The sequence below is a fragment of the Pseudomonas sp. E45-MNA-CIBAN-0222 genome (assembly GCF_040310405.1).
In the GTDB taxonomy this organism is placed as follows: Bacteria; Pseudomonadota; Gammaproteobacteria; order Pseudomonadales; family Pseudomonadaceae; genus Stutzerimonas; species Stutzerimonas stutzeri_AC.
The window spans coordinates 203,023-219,846 of the sequence record NZ_JBEOPU010000005.1 but is presented as its reverse complement, the minus strand read 5'-3'; the positions used below and the strand labels follow the sequence as shown (position 1 = coordinate 219,846).

Here is a 16,824-nt window from a genome sequence, read left to right as displayed (position 1 = left end):
ACCTTGCGTTGGTGTGCTAGATATCGCTAGAGCAGTCTACGAGACGTCATGATATGGCTTCATCCCGGCAGCCGCTAGCATTGCCTGTGTTGCCGTATTAACCGATTGGCGTACCGGGTCCAGATCGAGACGGGCGTAGATGGCCGTTGCTTGGTGGGTCTTGTGGTTAAGCGACTTTCCAATAATGGACAGCGACGCCCCGGTCTTGGCTTGCCAGCTCCCAAGCGTGCGCCGCAAATCATGGATGCGTAGATCAGTCATGTCGTAAAGCGCCGGGTCAATATTTAGCGTATCGGCTATGCCTCGATAACGTTTCTCCGCTGCGGCTGCCGCGACGATGACTTCCGCGTTTGCCTGCTGGCGCTCCTCGGCGGTCAGTTTGCCCAGTTCTTCCATACGGTCGAACAGACGACGCATGCTGGCACGCCGCAGGATGGCGGCCCAAGCTTTCTTGGGTTCGACCAGGTGGCCAGTCTTGCCGTCGCCTGGAAATACGAAAGCTGACGCGGAGCTTGTTTGTTTGCGGGCGCGTAGAACGGAGACTGCCTCGGGGGACAGAGTCACGTTCTGCGGAGTGCCATTCTTGGTCATGCCGATGCGCCAGACATGAGCCTCTAGGTCGAGGTCGCGCCAGGCCATCGCCTGTACATTTGAGCGCCGCGCCCCGGTTAGCAGTGCTAGCAGAAAAAAATCACTCAAGCTCGACTCGCCGATTGCTTCAAATAGGTAGGGCAGTTCTACCCCTTGGGCGAAGCGGTCACGAGATGGCGCATGGTTCTTCTGGACGCGGCTCGCGGGACTGGTACCTTCGAATAGCTCCATGTCCGCGGCGTAGCTGAAAACCGAAGAAACGACAGCAAGTGCGCGATCGGCTTGCGCGGCGCTCCTCTTGGTGACCTTGGTGTGGATTGCCTTGATATCTGCGCGCGTAATCTGCGAAAGCTTCCTTGCCTTGATTGGCTCTAGGTACAGGCGTAACACGTCCGAATAATCACGCTTCGTACGCTCGCCGAGTGGTGTGCCGTCGCGCTTGCGCTTTTTCTTGAGAAAGTCATCGAATACCTCGCCGAAACTTTGCTCCACTCGGATAGCTCGACGGGCTGCTGCTGGGTTCCCGCCGGCTTCAATTTCGGCATTAACGGCAGTGGCCTGTTTGCGCGCCTGCTCGACAGTCATGGCAGGGAATCGGCCAAGGGTAACGCGCTCGGGCTGGCCACCTTTCATGCGTCGATAAATGGAAAACGTCTTTACGCCGCTCGGTGACACTCGAAGCTGTAGCCCCTGAATCTTGGTGTCGTGATAAGTGGCACGCTTTCCTACCTCGGGCGGCGGTAGCGCCAGCAGCCTTTCTTTGCTGAATGCAATGTGGGTCGCGCCGCTCATGCCTTCCTCGCCGCCTCTGGGGTTACACTGGGGTTACATATTTGGTCGAAATATGGATATTTCGGTGTAACCCCGTTAAGCCTAGAATAGGCTTGAAGCCGCGCTCTGTATAGGTCCGTGAAGCTTCATAAATGCGTGGGTATCCATACACCCTCGCATTCGTAATGCGAAGGTCGCAGGTTCGACTCCTGTCTCCGGCACCAAAGAAATTGAAAGGCCCGCATCGCTGCGGGCCTTTTTTGTTTCCGACGGTCAGGCGCGCTAACGCGTTCCGCGGGTGCTCAAGGCGATGCCGACCGATGTGATGCCAAGCAGGGCGACCACGACGATCATTACGGTCACGAAGGCGCCATCGAAAGCGCTTTTTGCCAGGGTGATTAGAGGGGCAGCAATGGCGTCGGGTAGGGTTTCGGCGGCAATTAGGGCGCCGTCAAGGCTGTCGCGGGCCAGGGCTGGTGTCTGCATGCCGGCGGGAGTGAGGAAGGCTGCGGTATATACCGCGGACATCACGCTGCCGAGGATGGCGATGCCCAGTGCACCACCTAGCTCGTACGACACCTCTTCGATGGAGGCGGCCATGCCGGCGCGGTCGGGCGGGGCATGCAGCAGCATGGCGCTGGAGGCAGCAGTCATTGCCGCGCCAACGCCAAAACCGAGCAGGCTGAACGACAGTATCTGCACCCATTGCGAAGCCCCGTAGCCCAGCAGGTAGAGCAGGGCGCCGGCGGCGGACAGTGCGAGGGACGCGCTCAGAATCCGTTCGGCACCGATGCGCGGCAGCGCCAGGCCGGCGAGTGGGCCTGCGATGAAGGCGCCGAGTGGGATTGGCAGTATGGTCAGCCCAGCTTGCAGGGGCGACAGACCGACTACCAGCTGCAGCCGCTGGCTGACGACAAGCTCCATGCCCATAAGCGCTGCCGAAGCAACCGAAGCGGCGACTACGCCAGCCGAGAAGCTGCGGTCGCGGAACAGCGTGAAATCGATCATCGGCACGGTGGTCTGGCGCTGGCGGCGCAGAAAGGCCAGCGCGCAAATGACAGCGGTGATTGCCGCTACGCTGGCTTGCAGTGCGGAAGGGTCGGCCTTGCCGGCTTCCTTGATGGCTAGCGTCAATCCGACCAGTGCGCCCATGACCCACAAGGAGGCGAGCAGGTCGAACGGCCGCCCAGGATTACCGGGGCGGGTCGGCACCCAGATCACGGCAAGCACCAGCGCCAGCAGGACGATGGGCACGTTGATGATGAACACCGAGCCCCACCAGAAATGCTCCAGCAATACACCCCCAACTACTGGGCCGAAAGCTGCTCCGCCCGACGCGATGGCAGCCCAGATTCCGAAGGCCAGGGCGCGCTCGCGGGCGTCTTCGAAAACGTGGCGGATGATTGCCAGGGTTGCTGGCATCATCATCGCTGCACCTACGGCTAGCGCGACACGGGCGCCGATCAGCAACTCGGGCGTCGGGGAGAAGGCGGCGCCGAGCGAGGCGCAGCCGAATACCACCAGGCCGGCGATGAACATGCGTTTGTGGCCGAAGCGGTCACCCAGTGCCCCCATCCCGGGTAGCAGGCCGGCAACGGTGAGGGCGTAGGCGTTGACGATCCACAGCTTTTCATTGGCTGATGCTTGCAGCTCGTAGGTCAGGCTGGGGAGGGCCAGGTAGATGACCGTCATGTCGATGACGATCAGCAGCAGCGCGCTGGACAAGATGCCCAGGACCAGCCAGCGAAGAGGGGAGTTCACGGTGCAATCCTCGGTTTGGTGCTACAAGCTCGATTGGCGGGAGGAACACGTTGCGGCAGAATATAAATACATACGTATTGAATTGAAAGGGGCGCGCGTGGGTAGAAAGAAAACGATCGATCGCGAGGCACTGCTGGATGTGGCCGAAGGCATCGTCAATCGCCAGGGCGCTGCAGCCTTGACCATCGATGCTGTCGCCAAGGCGGCGGGTATTACCAAAGGCGGCGTGCAGTACAGCTTCGGCAGCAAGGACGACTTGATCAACGCCATGTTCAAGCGGTGGGGCAAGGGTTACACCGAGCAGTTCCAGCGCATCGCCGGGGATGCGCCCGATGCGCTGACAGCAGTGCGTGCTCACGTGGAGGCGACACGTGCTTCTGACTCCGGATCGCACGCCAAGGCGGCGAGTCTGATGGCTGCGTTACTGCAGACCCCCGAGCACCTGGTATCGACTCAGGCGTGGTATCAGGAACGTCTTGCGGGGCTCGATACCTCCACCGAAGAAGGTCGCCGTGCCCGGCTCGCCTTTTTCGCTACGGAAGGGATTTTCACGCTGCGCTTTTTTCGCCTGATGGATATAGGCGAGGAGGAATGGGCGGATGTCATGAGCGACATTGCCGCGCTGGTCCGCTCGGACAGTTGACGGCCCGATCGGCCGCTGGCGTGATTACCTGCTGGCAATATGGAAGAAGCGCACGGGGGCTTGGCAGGTTCTATGAGTAATCCGAGCGCCGAGCACGCCGCTGCGATTTACTGGGTTACCTGCGATGCAGGGAAGATTGGATGCCGGAACCGGCACACATGACCGGGGCACAGCCGCACTGGCTGCGCCCCGATCTTTTTTACAGAGTGACCGAGATGCCTGCCTGCAGCGTGCGGGGGGCGCCCGGGTAGGCCCAGATGTTGCCCCAGGCGCGCTCTTCGTACTCTTCGTCGAACACGTTGTTCAAGTTCAGGTTCAGGCGAACCCGTTCGGTCAGTGGGTAGTAAGCGAGCAGATCGACTGTGGTGTAGGCATCCATGTCGAAGGCTGTACTGGATGCGCCGCCCTTGCGGTCGCCGACGTACTTGACGCCCATGCCGACGCCGAGCCCTGCCAGCGGACCATCGGCGAATTCGTAGGTGTCCAGCAGGTTGAAGCTGTGGCGTGGCACGTTGGCCAGGCGCGTGCCGACCGGCATCGATGCGCTCGAGCTTTCGGTAACCTCGGCGTCGACATAGGCGTAGCCGCCGATCACGCGCCACTGCGGGGTGATGTTGCCCGCCACGCTGATATCGAAGCCACGGCTGCGTGCTTCGCCGGCGGCGACCTGGTAATTGCTGTCGAGCGGGTCGCTGGTCAGCACGTTTTCCTTGGTGATATGGAACAGCGCCGCAGTGATGCTGAGGTCGTGCTCCGGTAGCTCGTACTTGATGCCGACTTCGTGGGCGATGCCTTTTTCCGGGTCGAACGCCTGGCTGCTGCGGTCGGCGCCGCGGTTGGGCTTGAACGAGCGCGAGGTGTTGGCGTAGACGGCCAGCTCCTCGGTCAGGTCGTAGATCAGCCCGAAACGCGGGGAGACGGCGTTGTGCGCCTGATCCCAGCTGCCGGCGGGGGTGAGCTTGTTGTCGTAACGCTGCTCGAAACGCTCCAAGCGCGCACCGACTTGCGCCTTCAGGCGCTCGGTGAGGGCGATCTGATCCTGCACGAAGAATGCGTAGGACTTCAGGTTCTCGTCATCGTAGGTGGTAGTGCGGGTCAGCGCCGGCAGCGGCTGGCCATAGACCGGCTCATAAAGGTCGATGGGGAAGTCGCTGGTCAAGCCGCCGGAGCGACGGATCAGCGAGTCGTAGTTGTATTCATCGAACTCCACCCCGAGCAGCAGCGTGTGCGCCAAACCTGCGGCGTCGAAATGCCCTTCCAGATTGGCCTGCACTGCCAGGTCATTCCAGTTCAGCCAGCGCTCGCTGTAGTTGCGGCCTACCGTTCGACCATCGCTGGCCAGACCGTTGTTCTCCACTGCGCCGCCGTCCAGGCTGCCGTCGAGGTACTGGATGCCGCCGCGCAACATCCATTGGCTATCCAGTTGGTGTTCCAGGCGCAGTTGGGTCGTGGCGTTCTTGTTGGTCAGCTTGCCGGCACTTTCCTCCCCGAGGAAGCGATCGCGCGACAGGTCGCCGGCCTGGTTGGGGTAACGGGTCAGACCGCGGTCCATGGGGTGGCGGTTGTGCAGATAATCGCCTTCGAGGATCAGCGCGGTGTCGTCGCTGAGCTGCCAGCGCAGCACTGGCGCAATGTTGTAGCGCTCGCTTTCGACGTGGTCGCGGAAGCTGTCGCTGCCTTCGGCGACCAGGTTGAGGCGATAGGTAAACGCCGCGCTCTCGTCCACGGCTCCGGTGGTGTCCAGTGTGCCGCGGCGCAGGCCGTCGGTGTTCACCTGGCTGCCGAGCACCGTGCGCCGCTCCGCCTGCGGCTGTTTGCTGACGATGTTGAAGGTGCCGCCCGGGTCGCCGCGCCCGTACAGCATCGAGGCCGGGCCGCGCAGCACTTCGATGCGCTCCAGCGTGCTGGCGTCAGGCATGTTGGGATAGCCGCGGTTCACCGCAAAGCCGTTGCGATAGAACTCCTGAGTGCTGAAGCCGCGCACCAGGAACTCGGTCAAGCCCTGGCCACCGAAGTTGTTGCCGCGTTCCACCCCGCCGGCGTAATCGAGCGCGTCTTCCAGACGCGTTGCGCCGATGTCTTCGACGACCTGCGCCGGCACGACACTAATCGACTGTGGGGTTTCATGGATGGCGGTGTCAGTGCGCGTGGCGCTGGCCGAGCGAGTCGCGCGATACCCTTGCACGGGGCCGTCGGCGCGCTCGGCGGAGGCGGTGACTTGCATCTCCTCCAGCGCCAGCGGCTCAGCGGGCGGTGCGTCGTTGGCTGAAGCTGCGATAGGGCAGGTAAAGGCGGGAATTGCGAGCATCGGGAGGAGAAGGCGCCGCATCGAATGATCCTTGAACGGAGGGAGCGAGGGCGGGCACCCTAATCGCAACGAAAACGATTATCAAATAGAAGGTAATCTCAACTGTTCTGATCTATCGCGGGTTGCGGTGAGGCATGGTGGGGGCAGGCAGATCGTGCGCGCGCCGGCAGACGCACGGTACTTCGCGCAGTTCACATGGGCTGCGGTTGCCAAGTGGCTCGGGCGTCACCCCGGCGTCTGCTCGGCGCTCAGGTGGAGGCGAGGACGACGCGATCACGGCCGGCTCTTTTCGCCTGATAAAGCGCATCGTCCGCGGCTTTGAATGTTGCTTCAACGGTTGGATAGCTACCGCTGCAGGCAATGCCGATGGACGCCGTTACCGGGGCACCGGTCGGACTTGCGGTCTGCCGAAGCCGTGCGAGTAGTCGCTCTGCGGCAATGCTGGCTCCGATCGCGTCGGTTTCGGGGAGCAGCATCAGAAACTCTTCGCCTCCCATCCTGCAGAGCACGTCGGTGGGGCGTGAGCATTCCTTCATTTCCGCTGCCAGAAAGCGCAGCACGTCGTCGCCTACATCGTGGCCGTGCTGGTCGTTTACCTGCTTGAAATGATCGATATCCAACGTCACCGCCGCGTAGCGCTGATCGAGCAGGTCGAGCTGCTTGAACGCTAGGTCCAACCCGCGACGGTTGCGCAGGCCTGTCAGCGGGTCGGTCATGGATGCGGCTTCCAGGGCGCCCATCTTCTGCTGCAGCAGGGAAACGCCGGCAAGCATCGCGATCTTCAATCGAGAAACCTCGAAATACCAGGAGTTCACCGTCGAGATACGGGTGCTTGCTTCCGGCGCGCCCCAGTGCTCGGCGGTATCGGCCAGCGCGCGAATAGGCCCGGATATGAGTCTGGAGAGCCACCAGAACACGGCAAGTGAAGCGATTGTGAACGGCACCGCATTGAGCAGTGTCGAGCGTGCCAGTTGAGAGAGCTTGGCGGTGATTGCCGACGTGGGGCGTTGGGCGACGATGCCCCAGCCAGTGCTCTGGACCGGCGCGTAACCTGCGAGCATGTCCACACCACGGGTATTGATCACCCGCTGGCTGCCTTCCCGACCCAGCAGCACCTGTTGGACCACCTCATTGCTCGTCACCTTTTGGCCGACCCGCTGGCCGTCTTCATGAAAGACCAGATGCCCCTGGGTGTCGACCACGTACAGGTAGGAGCCGTCGCGGTAGTAGTGCACGCCGAGCAGGCCGTGCAGTGCATTGCGCTCGCGCAGGAACAGTGAGGCGCTGATGTAGCCGAGATAGCTTCCATCGGGGCCGAAGATGGGGTGGGTTACCGCGATCAGGTAGGTGCCGTCTGTGGCGACATAGGGATCGCTGGTCAGCGGCTTGCGCTCCTTTAGCGCGCGTGTCGCCCCTACGCTGTTGACCTTGAGGCCGACCAGGGCGGCGCTTTCCGGCGACGCTGAGACGATTTCACCGGCAGCGCTGACGATCACGGCCCGGCTGAACTGGTCACTCTTGAGCTTGAGCCGCTCGGTCTCGCTATCACGCGCATCGGGGTCATCGAACTGAGTCGAAAGCACCTCCGCGGCATAGGCGAGTTCGCGGTGGCTATTGAGGAAGAACTGGTCGGTGGTTTCAGCCAGCTTGCGTGCGTAAGCCCGGTTGGCCTCAAGTGTCTGCTCGAACAGCTGGTCACGCTGAGAACTGTAACCGGCGAAGAAGCTGTTGCCGAACGTCAGCAGACCGGCCAGCAGGGCTAGCAGCAGGGTGAGTTTCTGTAGATCCAGCCGGGACATGAAGCTTCCATCTCCGAATGCATGCTTGGCCTGGCGCCAATGGAGGTTGCTGTCAGACTTCGTATCGCGCGGAAGCCAAAAGGGCGGGAATGATACAGGCAGTGTGCCGCTCGTGAGCAGTCAGCGTATGTACGGAATCCCGCGATTTACTGGTATTGGGCTCCTGCGTGGATAATAATCACTCGCATTTCCTTCTCTCGTCCGATCCCCATGCCAGACACTACCGCGCCTGCTACCCGGCTCCTTGCCGTGGAAGACGATCCTGTCTTTGCCCGTCATCTGGTCGACCATCTGGAGTCGATCGGTTATTCGGTCAGCCATTGCCAGGATGGCGAAGATGGCCTGTCGCGGGCGCAAACCGAGCACTTCGACCTGATTCTGATGGACATCATGCTGCCCGGCGCCAGTGGGCTGGATGTGCTGCAGCGGCTGCGCCGTCGCCGTGGTGTGCCGGTCATCCTGATGTCTGCGCTGGGTAACGAGCAGGACCGTATCACCGGTTTCAGCCAGGGCGCCGATGACTATTTGCCCAAGCCCTTCAGCCTGCGTGAGTTGAGCGTACGCATCGAGGCAGTGTTGCGTCGCGTGGCGTACGAGCGCTCGGATGGACAGCCGGCACTCGACGACGACCAGCTGCAGTTCGACGAGCAGCAACGAGACGTTGCACTCGCTGGCCGTTGGGCAGGACTGACACCTAGCGAATACCGGGTGCTCGCTATGCTGTGGCAAAACGCTGGAATGGCGCTAAGCAAAGCCCACCTGTATCAGCAGGCCTTGCACCGCAACTACTCCAGCCACGACCGCAGCCTGGACATGCATGTCAGCCATGTGCGGCGCAAGCTGAAGACGCTTGGCACCACGCTGCAGCTGGAGACGGTGTGGGGTACGGGTTATATGGTGAGCCGAGGCGAGCGATGAGCCTGCCCTCGCGTCACTCGCTGTTCTGGCGCCTGGCGCTGTTACAGATCGGCTTTTGCCTGTCGCTGATCTGGTTGAGTCAGTCCTGGACGCAATATGTATACGAGCGCAGCAGCCACCTGCCGGCCGGTTCGCGGGAGGAGTTGGTGCGCTACGCGGCAGGCGCCGAGCAAGCTTGGCGCCGCGGCGGTCGCGAAGGCCTGCAGCGTTGGCTGGATGAGTTTCGCCACGCGCAAGGCAGCTGGGCCGCCGTACTCAGCCTGGATCTGCATTCGCTGAGCGCCCAGCCACTCGGCCCCGATGACTATGTACGGCTGAAGTTGGTGCGCGGGCTGGACTGGCGGATCAGCCGCCGCAGTGGCGAACCTCCTTATATGAGCGTGCCGTTCCCGTCGCACCCGGATAGCGGCCAGCTGGTCCTGCAATTGCCCGAGCGGCTGATGCCCAGCAGATCCATGTTCCAGTTGCAGGTGCTGATCAATATCGTGATGCCGGGCGTGCTGGCGCTGCTGTTCTGCGGGCTGATCTACCGACTGCTGATCGAACCTTTGAAACGCCTGCAGGCACAGGCCAACGCGCTGCGTGCAGACCAGCTCGGCATGCGGGGCGGCGAGCTGATTGATCGTCGTGACGAGCTCGGCGAGCTGGCGCAGGCGTTCGACCATATGGCTGAACGCCTGCACAGCGCCGTGTCTTTCCAACGCCAGCTACTGCGTGACCTTTCCCATGAGTTGCGTGCACCGCTCAGCCGCCTGCGTGCCGCTGCCGAGCGTGAGCCGGGCGCCGACGCGTTGAGCCGGCGGGTGACTCAGGAAGTTCAGGGCATGGAGCAGCTCATAGGCGGCATTCTCGAACTGGTCTGGCTGGACACCGAGTGTCCTTCGCTGCCCCGAGAGGAGGTTGATGTTGCGGCGCTATGGGACGTGTTGCGCGACAACGCCTGCTTCGAATCTGGCTGGGCGCCGGCTCGCTTGCCCTGTGATTTACCGGAAGGTTGCCGGGTCTACGCGCATCTTAACGGGCTGGCCCAAGCATTGGAGAACGTCCTGCGCAATGCCATCAGGCATTCGCCGGCCGAAGGCGTTGTGCGTCTGGCAGGCCGCTTGGAGGAGGGGCGCTGGCATCTGTGGATTGAAGACGCTGGGCCAGGAGTACCGCCGGACAAGCTCGAACTGATTTTTCGCCCCTTTACCCGGCTCAATGCGGCTCGACCCGGAGATGGTGGCTATGGGCTGGGACTGGCGATCGCTCGACGCATGGTGCGCCTGCAAGACGGCGAGCTATGGGCTGAGAACCTGGGCGAGGGGCTGCGGATGCACCTGACTCTGGCAACTGTATAGTTTGTAAATGATGTTTACTATCAATTGATAATCAATATCATCTGCGTCGCTTCCGGCTGGCTGGTCGGGGCGTCGCGGTTGGTTCGGTGGCGCCGCTCGACTCTGGCTGGCCGGTCATTCGACAGGAGAGGAAGATGCAACCGGACTTCAGATTGAGCACCATGGCGCTGGCTGTTCTGCTGGCGGCTTCGCCACTGGCAATGGCGGATGAAAACGCTGACGGAGCGACACTTGAGTTGCGCGATACCTGGGTATTGGGTACGGCGGAGGAGGAGCTGAAGCAGGCGCCTGGCGTATCGATAATCACCTCGGAAGATCTCAAGAAGCGCCCACCGGTAAACGACATCTCCGATATCGTGCGCAAGATGCCCGGCGTCAACCTTACCGGCAACGGCACCACCGGTTCACGCGGCAACAACCGGCAGATCGACCTGCGTGGCATGGGGCCGGAGAACACGCTCATCCTGATCGACGGCAAACCCGTCACCTCGCGCAACTCGGTGCGCTACACCCGCGCCGGGGAGCGCGACACCCGCGGCGATAGCAATTGGGTGCCGGCCGAGCAGATCGAACGGATCGAGGTGCTGCGCGGTCCGGCGGCGGCGCGCTATGGGTCTGGTTCCATGGGCGGGGTCGTGAATATCATCACCAAGCGGCCGACCGACAAACTGAGTGGCTCGATCACTGCCTACACCAACATCCCCGAGGATGACGCCGAGGGCGTGACCAAGCGCACCAACTTTAGCCTGGCCGGCCCGCTGACCGAGTCTCTGACTTTCCGGGTGTTCGGCAACCTCAGCAAGACCGACGCCGATGACGCCGATATCAATCTGGCGCATACCGATACTGCATCCGGTGCATCGCTGGCGGCGGGGCGCGAGGGTGTGCGCAACAAGGACATCAACGGCCTGCTGAGCTGGGCGCTTGACCCCAACCAGACCCTGGATTTCGAGGCTGGCTACAGCCGCCAGGGCAATATCTACACCGGCGACGTCGGTACTGGCGGCACGGAATCGCTCGATCCTGGCAGCAACATCAATCCGTGGTTGGGCCGTGAAACCAACACCATGTACCGGCAGAGCTACTCGGTGACGCACAACGGCAACTGGGACTTCGGTACGTCGCGGCTGATGGCGCAGTACGAGCGCACCGATAACCGCCGGCTGCTCGAGGGGCAAACCGGCGGCGTGGATGGTGATATCAGCGCGGGCAGCGACAAGCAGACCAGTGTCTATGAGAGCTATCTGGTTCAGGGCCAGCTGGACATACCGTTGGAAATCCTGCGGCACCAGGTGCTGACGGTTGGCGCAGAGTGGAATCGCCAAGAGCTGGACGATCCATCCACCTTCAATCGCAATATTGGCGATGACGGTTGGTATGAATTGCCCAACTCGTCCGCCGATGCACGCTCCAGCGAGATGGATGCAACGCTGATGGCAATCTATGTAGAAGACAACATCGAGTTGACGCCGAGTTGGATCCTGACCCCTGGTCTGCGCGTGGATCACCACGACCAGTTCGGCTTCAACTGGAGCCCGAGCCTTAACAGCTCCTATCAGCTGACCGACAGCATTACTCTGAAAGGCGGCGTCGCCCGCGCGTTCAAGGCGCCGAACCTGTATCAGTCCAACCCTAATTATCTGTATCGCAGCCGGGGCAATGGTTGCGCTGACGGAACCCAGAATGGCGGCGGCTGCTACGTGCTCGGCAACGACAATCTCGACCCGGAAGTAAGCATCAACAAAGAGCTGGGTATTGCCTTCGCCCGAGACGGCTGGCGTGCCGGTATCACCTACTTCCGCAACGACTACGACAGCAAAATCGTCTCATCCAACCGGGTGACCGGCACCGTGGTCAACCCCAGTAACCCGGCGCAGTACGCCGGCATTCTGCAGTGGGAAAACGCTACCGACGCTGTGATCAAGGGATGGGAGGGGCATGTCGGAATTCCGCTGCTGGGTACCGATGGTGAGGTGCTGAGCTGGAACACCAACTTCACCTACATGCAGGACAACAGCGACAGCTCCGGCAATCCGCTATCAGTGGTGCCTGAATACACCATCAACAGCATGCTCGACTGGCAGGCCACACAGCAGCTGGCGCTGAGCCTGACCGGTACTTTTTATGGCAAGCAGGAGCCGCGTCGTTTCAACAGCACGAGCGCTGTGGCAGTGACCGATGAGAATCAGCTGCAGACACGTGATCCGTACCATATCTGGAGCCTGGGCGGCACATATGCGGTGAGCGAAAAGCTGTCGTTTGGTGCAGGCATCAACAACCTGTTCGACAAGCGTCTCTACCGCGAAGGTGCGGGGACTAGTGCTGGCGCCAACACCTATAACGAGCCGGGCCGGTCGTTCTATGCGTCGGTGACGACTTCCTTCTGATTGGCAACTCGCCACCCAACGCCTCGCCGGGCTCACCGGCGGGGCTTTTTGAGGTTTGGTGCCAGCAACGCAGGCCTCGTCAGGGCTCCTTGCTGGCCATGGAAATGTTGAAGATGAAAACCCATTTGCGGCCCTGGTGGCCGGTAACCTCGCGGCTGCTGGCAGCCGTTTTCGGCGGCTACGTATTCAGCTACGCATTCACTGCCGCGCTCGCCCGCTTGTTGCCGCTGGCGGCCGTCGATGCCTTGATCGTCGCGACGCTGCCGGCGTATCTCGTCTATACCGCCGCGATTCTCTGGGCATTTGCGGCCCGTAATCTGTGGCACGCCTGGGGCGGTGTAGTGACGGCGCTGCCCCTGGCGTTGATAGGCTTCTGGCCGCGGCTGCTGGAGCATATCGGATGAAGACGCAGAGTTTTACGCAGTCCATGGCCTGGCTGCACACCTGGGGCGGCCTGCTGCTGGGCTGGGTGCTGTTCGCCATTTTTCTCACCGGCACCCTGGCGGTGTTCGACAAGGAAATCGACGGCTGGATGCGCCCGGAAGTGCCGGCTTACATGGGCACTCAGGAGGACGCGCTGCAACGCGCAGTCGATTACCTGCAGGCGCATCATGCCGATGCGCCGAGCTGGAACATCAATCTACCGACAGCGCGTTCGTCGAACCTCAGCGTGTCGACTGGCGAGCAGCGTCGCGGGGGAGGGCAACTGCTCGATCCGACTACCGGCGAGCCGATCACTGCGCGGGAAACAGCGGGAGGTGGCTTCTTCTTTCGCTTTCATTTCACGTTGAACATGCCGCGTACCATCGGAATATGGATCGTCGGCGTGGCAGCCATGGCGATGCTCGTGGCGTTGATCAGCGGCATCGTGATTCACAAGAAGATCTTCAAGGATTTCTTCACCTTCCGCCCCGGCAAAGGGCAGCGCTCCTGGCTCGACGCGCATAACGCCAGCGGTGTGCTGTTACTGCCGTTCCACTTGATGATCACCTATACCGGGCTAGTGATCTTCTTTCTGCTCTATATGCCTGCAGCGGTGGATGCGCTTTACGCTGGCGACCGCCAGGCAGCCATCGATGATCTTCGCGGTGGTGCAGTGGCGCAACGGGCCGCACGAGCCGGTGCTGTGAATCCCCCGATGGCGGATGTTCCGCTTGCGCCGCTCGGGCCGATCCTGACGCAGGCCGAGGCGGCGATGGGGCCGGTTGGTGGGCTTTCCATTCAGAACCCGGTGCGGAGTGGTGCACGTATCGAGGTGCGCCCCGTGCTTGGTAATCGCATTGAGCTGACCAAGGGCCGCAGCATGTCCTTCGATGGCGTCAGCGGCGCTGTGCTGCGAGCACCTGACGAGAGTAGGCCGAGCCTGCTCACGCAGAGGGTCATGGCCGGGCTGCATTTCGCCCAGTTCGGTGGTTACCCGATGCGCTGGCTGTATTGGCTGTGCGGCATGGTCAGCTGCGGCATGATCGCCACCGGCCTGGTGCACTTCTGTATCAAGCGCCGGCGCAAGTACGCCGAGCAGAGCCCGGCTTCGCGGCGTTTCCATCGGCTTGTCGAGTCGCTCAACCTCGCTGCGGTGGTCGGCCTTTCCTTGGCTTGCATCGGTCTGTTATGGGCCAATCGCCTGTTGCCGATGCAGTTGCCGCAGCGTGGCGATTGGGAGGTGCGGGTGTTCTTCATCGTCTGGGCGGCGGGCTTGGCCCACGCCCTATGGCGGCCATCGCTGCGCGGTTGGGTGGAGCAGCTCGTTCTGCTGGCGCTGCTCTGCCTGGGGTTGCCTGTGCTGAGCCTGGCGACCACCAGTGAAGTGCCATGGACAGACCCTGTGCGGCTCTGGCTGGAACTCACTTGCGTGGCGATGGGCGCGGCCCTGCTGTGGCTGGCGCGCAAGGTAGCTTTGCGTGCCGCTGTTGCGCAGCCGGCACCTCGGCGAGCCCCTATGAAGCTCAAGGAGATGCACTCATGATGCTGCCGTTAGCGGCTGGCCTGCTGTTCGCCTATGGCGGCATGGTCGGGTTGTGTCAGGGCATGGAGCGTAACTTCAAACTGGTCTGGCAGTGCGAACCATCGCCGCTGCTGCGTCGTGCCTTGCGCATGGCTGGGAGGGGGCTACTGCTGGCGAGTTTCGCCAGTTGCGTCTGGGCCTGGGGTTGGGCGATAGGGCCGGTCGGTTGGTTCGGTGCGATCTCGCTGGCGGCGCTGGTGTTGGCGTGGCTGTTGCCCTATCAGGCGCGAATCGCCGTAGTCTTCCCTGTCGTGGGTATTCCGCTGTGGCTGTTGGTCTGGGCAGTGGTTGCCTGACGACGAAACAGGCCCGCTGATGCGGGCCTGTTCGTGTTGTGCGTGAGACTGCGCTAACTCAGCCCTGGTGGTAGCTCGGCGCGAGCTTGTAGACCGAGGTATCCAGCCCCTCGAAGCGTGCCTTCAGCTGCAGTGCCAGGTACAGCGAGTAGTGCCGTGACTGGTGCAGGTTACCGCCGTGGAACCACAGGTTCTGCTGCTGGGTGGGCTTCCACATGTTGCGCAGCTCACCTTCGTACGGACCCGGGTCCTTGGTGGTGCCGGAACCGAGGCCCCAGCAGCGGCCGACCTTGTCGGCCACTTCCTGGGAGATCAGCCGCGCCGCCCACCCATTCATCGAGCCGTAGCCGGTGGCGTAGACGATCAGGTCCGCCTGCAGGCGGCTACCATCATTGAGTACCACGGCATCCGCCTCGATGTGATCGACGCCGAGCCCGGGCCCGCTTTTCAGCTTGATGGTGCCGTCGGCGATCAGCTCGCAGGCGCCGACGTCGATGTAGTAGCCCGAGCCGCGGCGCACGTACTTGAGGAACAGACCGGATTCGTCATCGCCGAAGTCGAGCATGAAGCCCGCTGCGGCCAGGCGATCATAGAAGGCCTTGTCGCGTTCCTTGACCTGCTCGAAGGCCTGGCGATGGAACTGCGGCAGCACCTTGTAGGGGATCGAGGCGAACAGCATGTCGGCCTTGTCGGTGGTCAGTCCGCTCTCGACCGCATCCTCCGAATAGAGCGGGCCGAAGACCACTTCCATCAGCGTGTCGGAGCGCACGATATGGGTGCTGGAGCGCTGCACCATGGTGACGTCCGCGCCGTTCTCCACCAGGTCTGCGCAAATGTCATGAGCCGAATTGTTGGCACCGATGACCACCGCGCGCTTGCCACGCCAGGCGTCGCCGCCGGGATGCTGGCTGGAATGGTGCTGCTGGCCGGCGAAGGTTTCCGCACCCGGATAGACCGGCACGTTGGGCACGCCGGACATGCCGGTGGCGAGGATCAGCTGCGCGGGCTTGAGCGTCATTGGTTTGCCGTCGCGCAGCACCTCGACCGTCCAGCGGCCTTCGGCTTCGTTGAAGCTCGCCTTCACGCATTCGGTTTTCGCCCAGTAGTTCAGCTCCATGACCTTGGCGTACATCTCCAGCCAGTCACCGATCTGGTCCTTGGGCGTGAAGATCGGCCAGTGGTCGGGGAAGGGCAGGTAGGGCATGTGGTCGTACCAGACCGGGTCGTGCAGGCACAGCGACTTGTAGCGCCCGCGCCACTGATCACCGGGGCGCTCGGCCTTGTCGACGATCAGCGTCGGCACGCCGAGGCGCTTGAGCCGTGCGCCGAGGCCGAGGCCGCCTTGGCCGCCGCCGATGACCAGGCAGTAGGGCTGTTCGGTGATGCCAAGCGCGGCTTCCTCGTCGCGGCGCTTTTCCAGCCAGTTGCGCTTGTCGGCCAGGCCGTGGCCGTGTTCGGCGCCCAGTGGGCGACGGCGTCCGAGCGGTTCCTCGTGCCCCTTGAGTTCACGCATGGTGGTCAGCAGCGTCCAGCACAGGCCGTCCTTCAGCCGCACATAACCCTTGCCGCGGGCGACATCGGTTTCCAGGCTGATCCAGCCTTCGAGCACGCCGTCGGCCAGGCTCGCGTCACCTTCGAGCTTCCAGTTGTCCGGCTGGGTGGCTTGCAGGCGGCTTTCCAGCAGGTCGCGAATGTCGGCCTTGCCTTCGAGGGTGACTAGGTTCCAGCTGAATAGCACCAGGTCACGCCAGTGGCAGTCGTCGGCGAACAGCTCAAGTGTGCCGTCGATGTCGCGCTGCGCCAGTCGCTGGCCGAGGCGTTCGACCCAGGCGGCCAGTTGTTCGGTAGGTGTGCGGGTGACGCTGGCCTGGCTGTCGCCGCCGAGGTCGCTGCCGTTATCGGTTTTCAGATCGAAGGGAACGTCGTTGCTGGGACGCATGGTGGTTCTCCTGGTCATTGTTGTTATTCACGGGGATACCGTGCTTTGCAGCAGAGCAAGCGGCGG

The 16,824-nt window shown here is 62.4% G+C and carries 12 protein-coding genes; 7 read left to right on the top strand and 5 right to left on the bottom strand.

The window, feature by feature from the left end:
- Positions 1 to 36: 36 nt before the first annotated feature.
- Entirely contained in the window at positions 37 to 1,383 is a 1,347-nt protein-coding gene (locus AAEZ08_RS09805) for a tyrosine-type recombinase/integrase (RefSeq protein ID WP_500124177.1), read from the bottom strand.
- 261 nt (positions 1,384 to 1,644) lie between these two features.
- The gene (locus tag AAEZ08_RS09800; protein ID WP_500124176.1) at positions 1,645 to 3,123 is read right to left on the bottom strand and encodes an MFS transporter; all 1,479 of its coding nucleotides are present in this window, start codon (positions 3,121 to 3,123) and stop codon (positions 1,645 to 1,647) included.
- A 97-nt stretch (positions 3,124 to 3,220) separates the two neighbouring features.
- On the opposite strand from AAEZ08_RS09800, the gene AAEZ08_RS09795 reads away from it, so the two are divergent.
- Positions 3,221 to 3,766: a TetR/AcrR family transcriptional regulator gene (locus AAEZ08_RS09795; protein ID WP_500124219.1), complete on the top strand. Its 546-nt coding sequence runs from the start codon at positions 3,221 to 3,223 to the stop codon at positions 3,764 to 3,766.
- A 199-nt stretch (positions 3,767 to 3,965) separates the two neighbouring features.
- Here AAEZ08_RS09795 and AAEZ08_RS09790 read toward each other — a convergent pair whose 3' ends face one another.
- Both AAEZ08_RS09790 and AAEZ08_RS09785 read right to left on the bottom strand, forming a co-directional pair.
- Complete coding sequence (locus AAEZ08_RS09790; RefSeq protein WP_500124175.1) at positions 3,966 to 6,095, bottom strand: TonB-dependent siderophore receptor; 2,130 nt, start codon at positions 6,093 to 6,095, stop codon at positions 3,966 to 3,968.
- Positions 6,096 to 6,322: 227 nt separating this feature from the next.
- Positions 6,323 to 7,873 (bottom strand): sensor domain-containing diguanylate cyclase, encoded by a 1,551-nt coding sequence (locus tag AAEZ08_RS09785; protein WP_500124174.1) that lies wholly within the window; start codon positions 7,871 to 7,873, stop codon positions 6,323 to 6,325.
- 210 nt (positions 7,874 to 8,083) lie between these two features.
- Between AAEZ08_RS09785 and AAEZ08_RS09780 the strand changes: the two genes are divergently transcribed.
- The 6 genes from AAEZ08_RS09780 to AAEZ08_RS09755 all read left to right on the top strand — a co-directional run bounded on the left by AAEZ08_RS09780 (position 8,084) and on the right by AAEZ08_RS09755 (position 14,819).
- A complete protein-coding gene (locus AAEZ08_RS09780; protein ID WP_058065751.1) occupies positions 8,084 to 8,791 on the top strand; it encodes a response regulator transcription factor in 708 nt (235 codons plus the stop codon).
- Entirely contained in the window at positions 8,788 to 10,131 is a 1,344-nt protein-coding gene (locus tag AAEZ08_RS09775) for a HAMP domain-containing sensor histidine kinase (RefSeq protein WP_500124173.1), read from the top strand. Before AAEZ08_RS09780 ends, AAEZ08_RS09775 begins: the two co-directional genes overlap by 4 nt.
- Positions 10,132 to 10,265: 134 nt before the next feature.
- Positions 10,266 to 12,518 (top strand): FepA family TonB-dependent siderophore receptor, encoded by a 2,253-nt coding sequence (locus AAEZ08_RS09770; protein WP_427702383.1) that lies wholly within the window; start codon positions 10,266 to 10,268, stop codon positions 12,516 to 12,518.
- A 113-nt stretch (positions 12,519 to 12,631) separates the two neighbouring features.
- On the top strand, positions 12,632 to 12,922 hold the full coding sequence (locus AAEZ08_RS09765) for a hypothetical protein (protein ID WP_003285686.1): 291 nt from the start codon (positions 12,632 to 12,634) through the stop codon (positions 12,920 to 12,922).
- The gene (locus AAEZ08_RS09760) at positions 12,919 to 14,484 is read left to right on the top strand and encodes a PepSY-associated TM helix domain-containing protein (protein ID WP_500124172.1); all 1,566 of its coding nucleotides are present in this window, start codon (positions 12,919 to 12,921) and stop codon (positions 14,482 to 14,484) included. Before AAEZ08_RS09765 ends, AAEZ08_RS09760 begins: the two co-directional genes overlap by 4 nt.
- The gene (locus AAEZ08_RS09755; RefSeq protein ID WP_500124171.1) at positions 14,481 to 14,819 is read left to right on the top strand and encodes a DUF3325 domain-containing protein; all 339 of its coding nucleotides are present in this window, start codon (positions 14,481 to 14,483) and stop codon (positions 14,817 to 14,819) included. The genes AAEZ08_RS09760 and AAEZ08_RS09755 overlap by 4 nt, the downstream gene beginning before the upstream one ends.
- A gap of 58 nt (positions 14,820 to 14,877) precedes the next feature.
- Here AAEZ08_RS09755 and AAEZ08_RS09750 read toward each other — a convergent pair whose 3' ends face one another.
- Positions 14,878 to 16,758, bottom strand: coding sequence for an NAD(P)-binding domain-containing protein (locus AAEZ08_RS09750; RefSeq protein WP_500124169.1), 1,881 nt, complete (start codon positions 16,756 to 16,758; stop codon positions 14,878 to 14,880).
- Positions 16,759 to 16,824 lie beyond the last annotated feature (66 nt).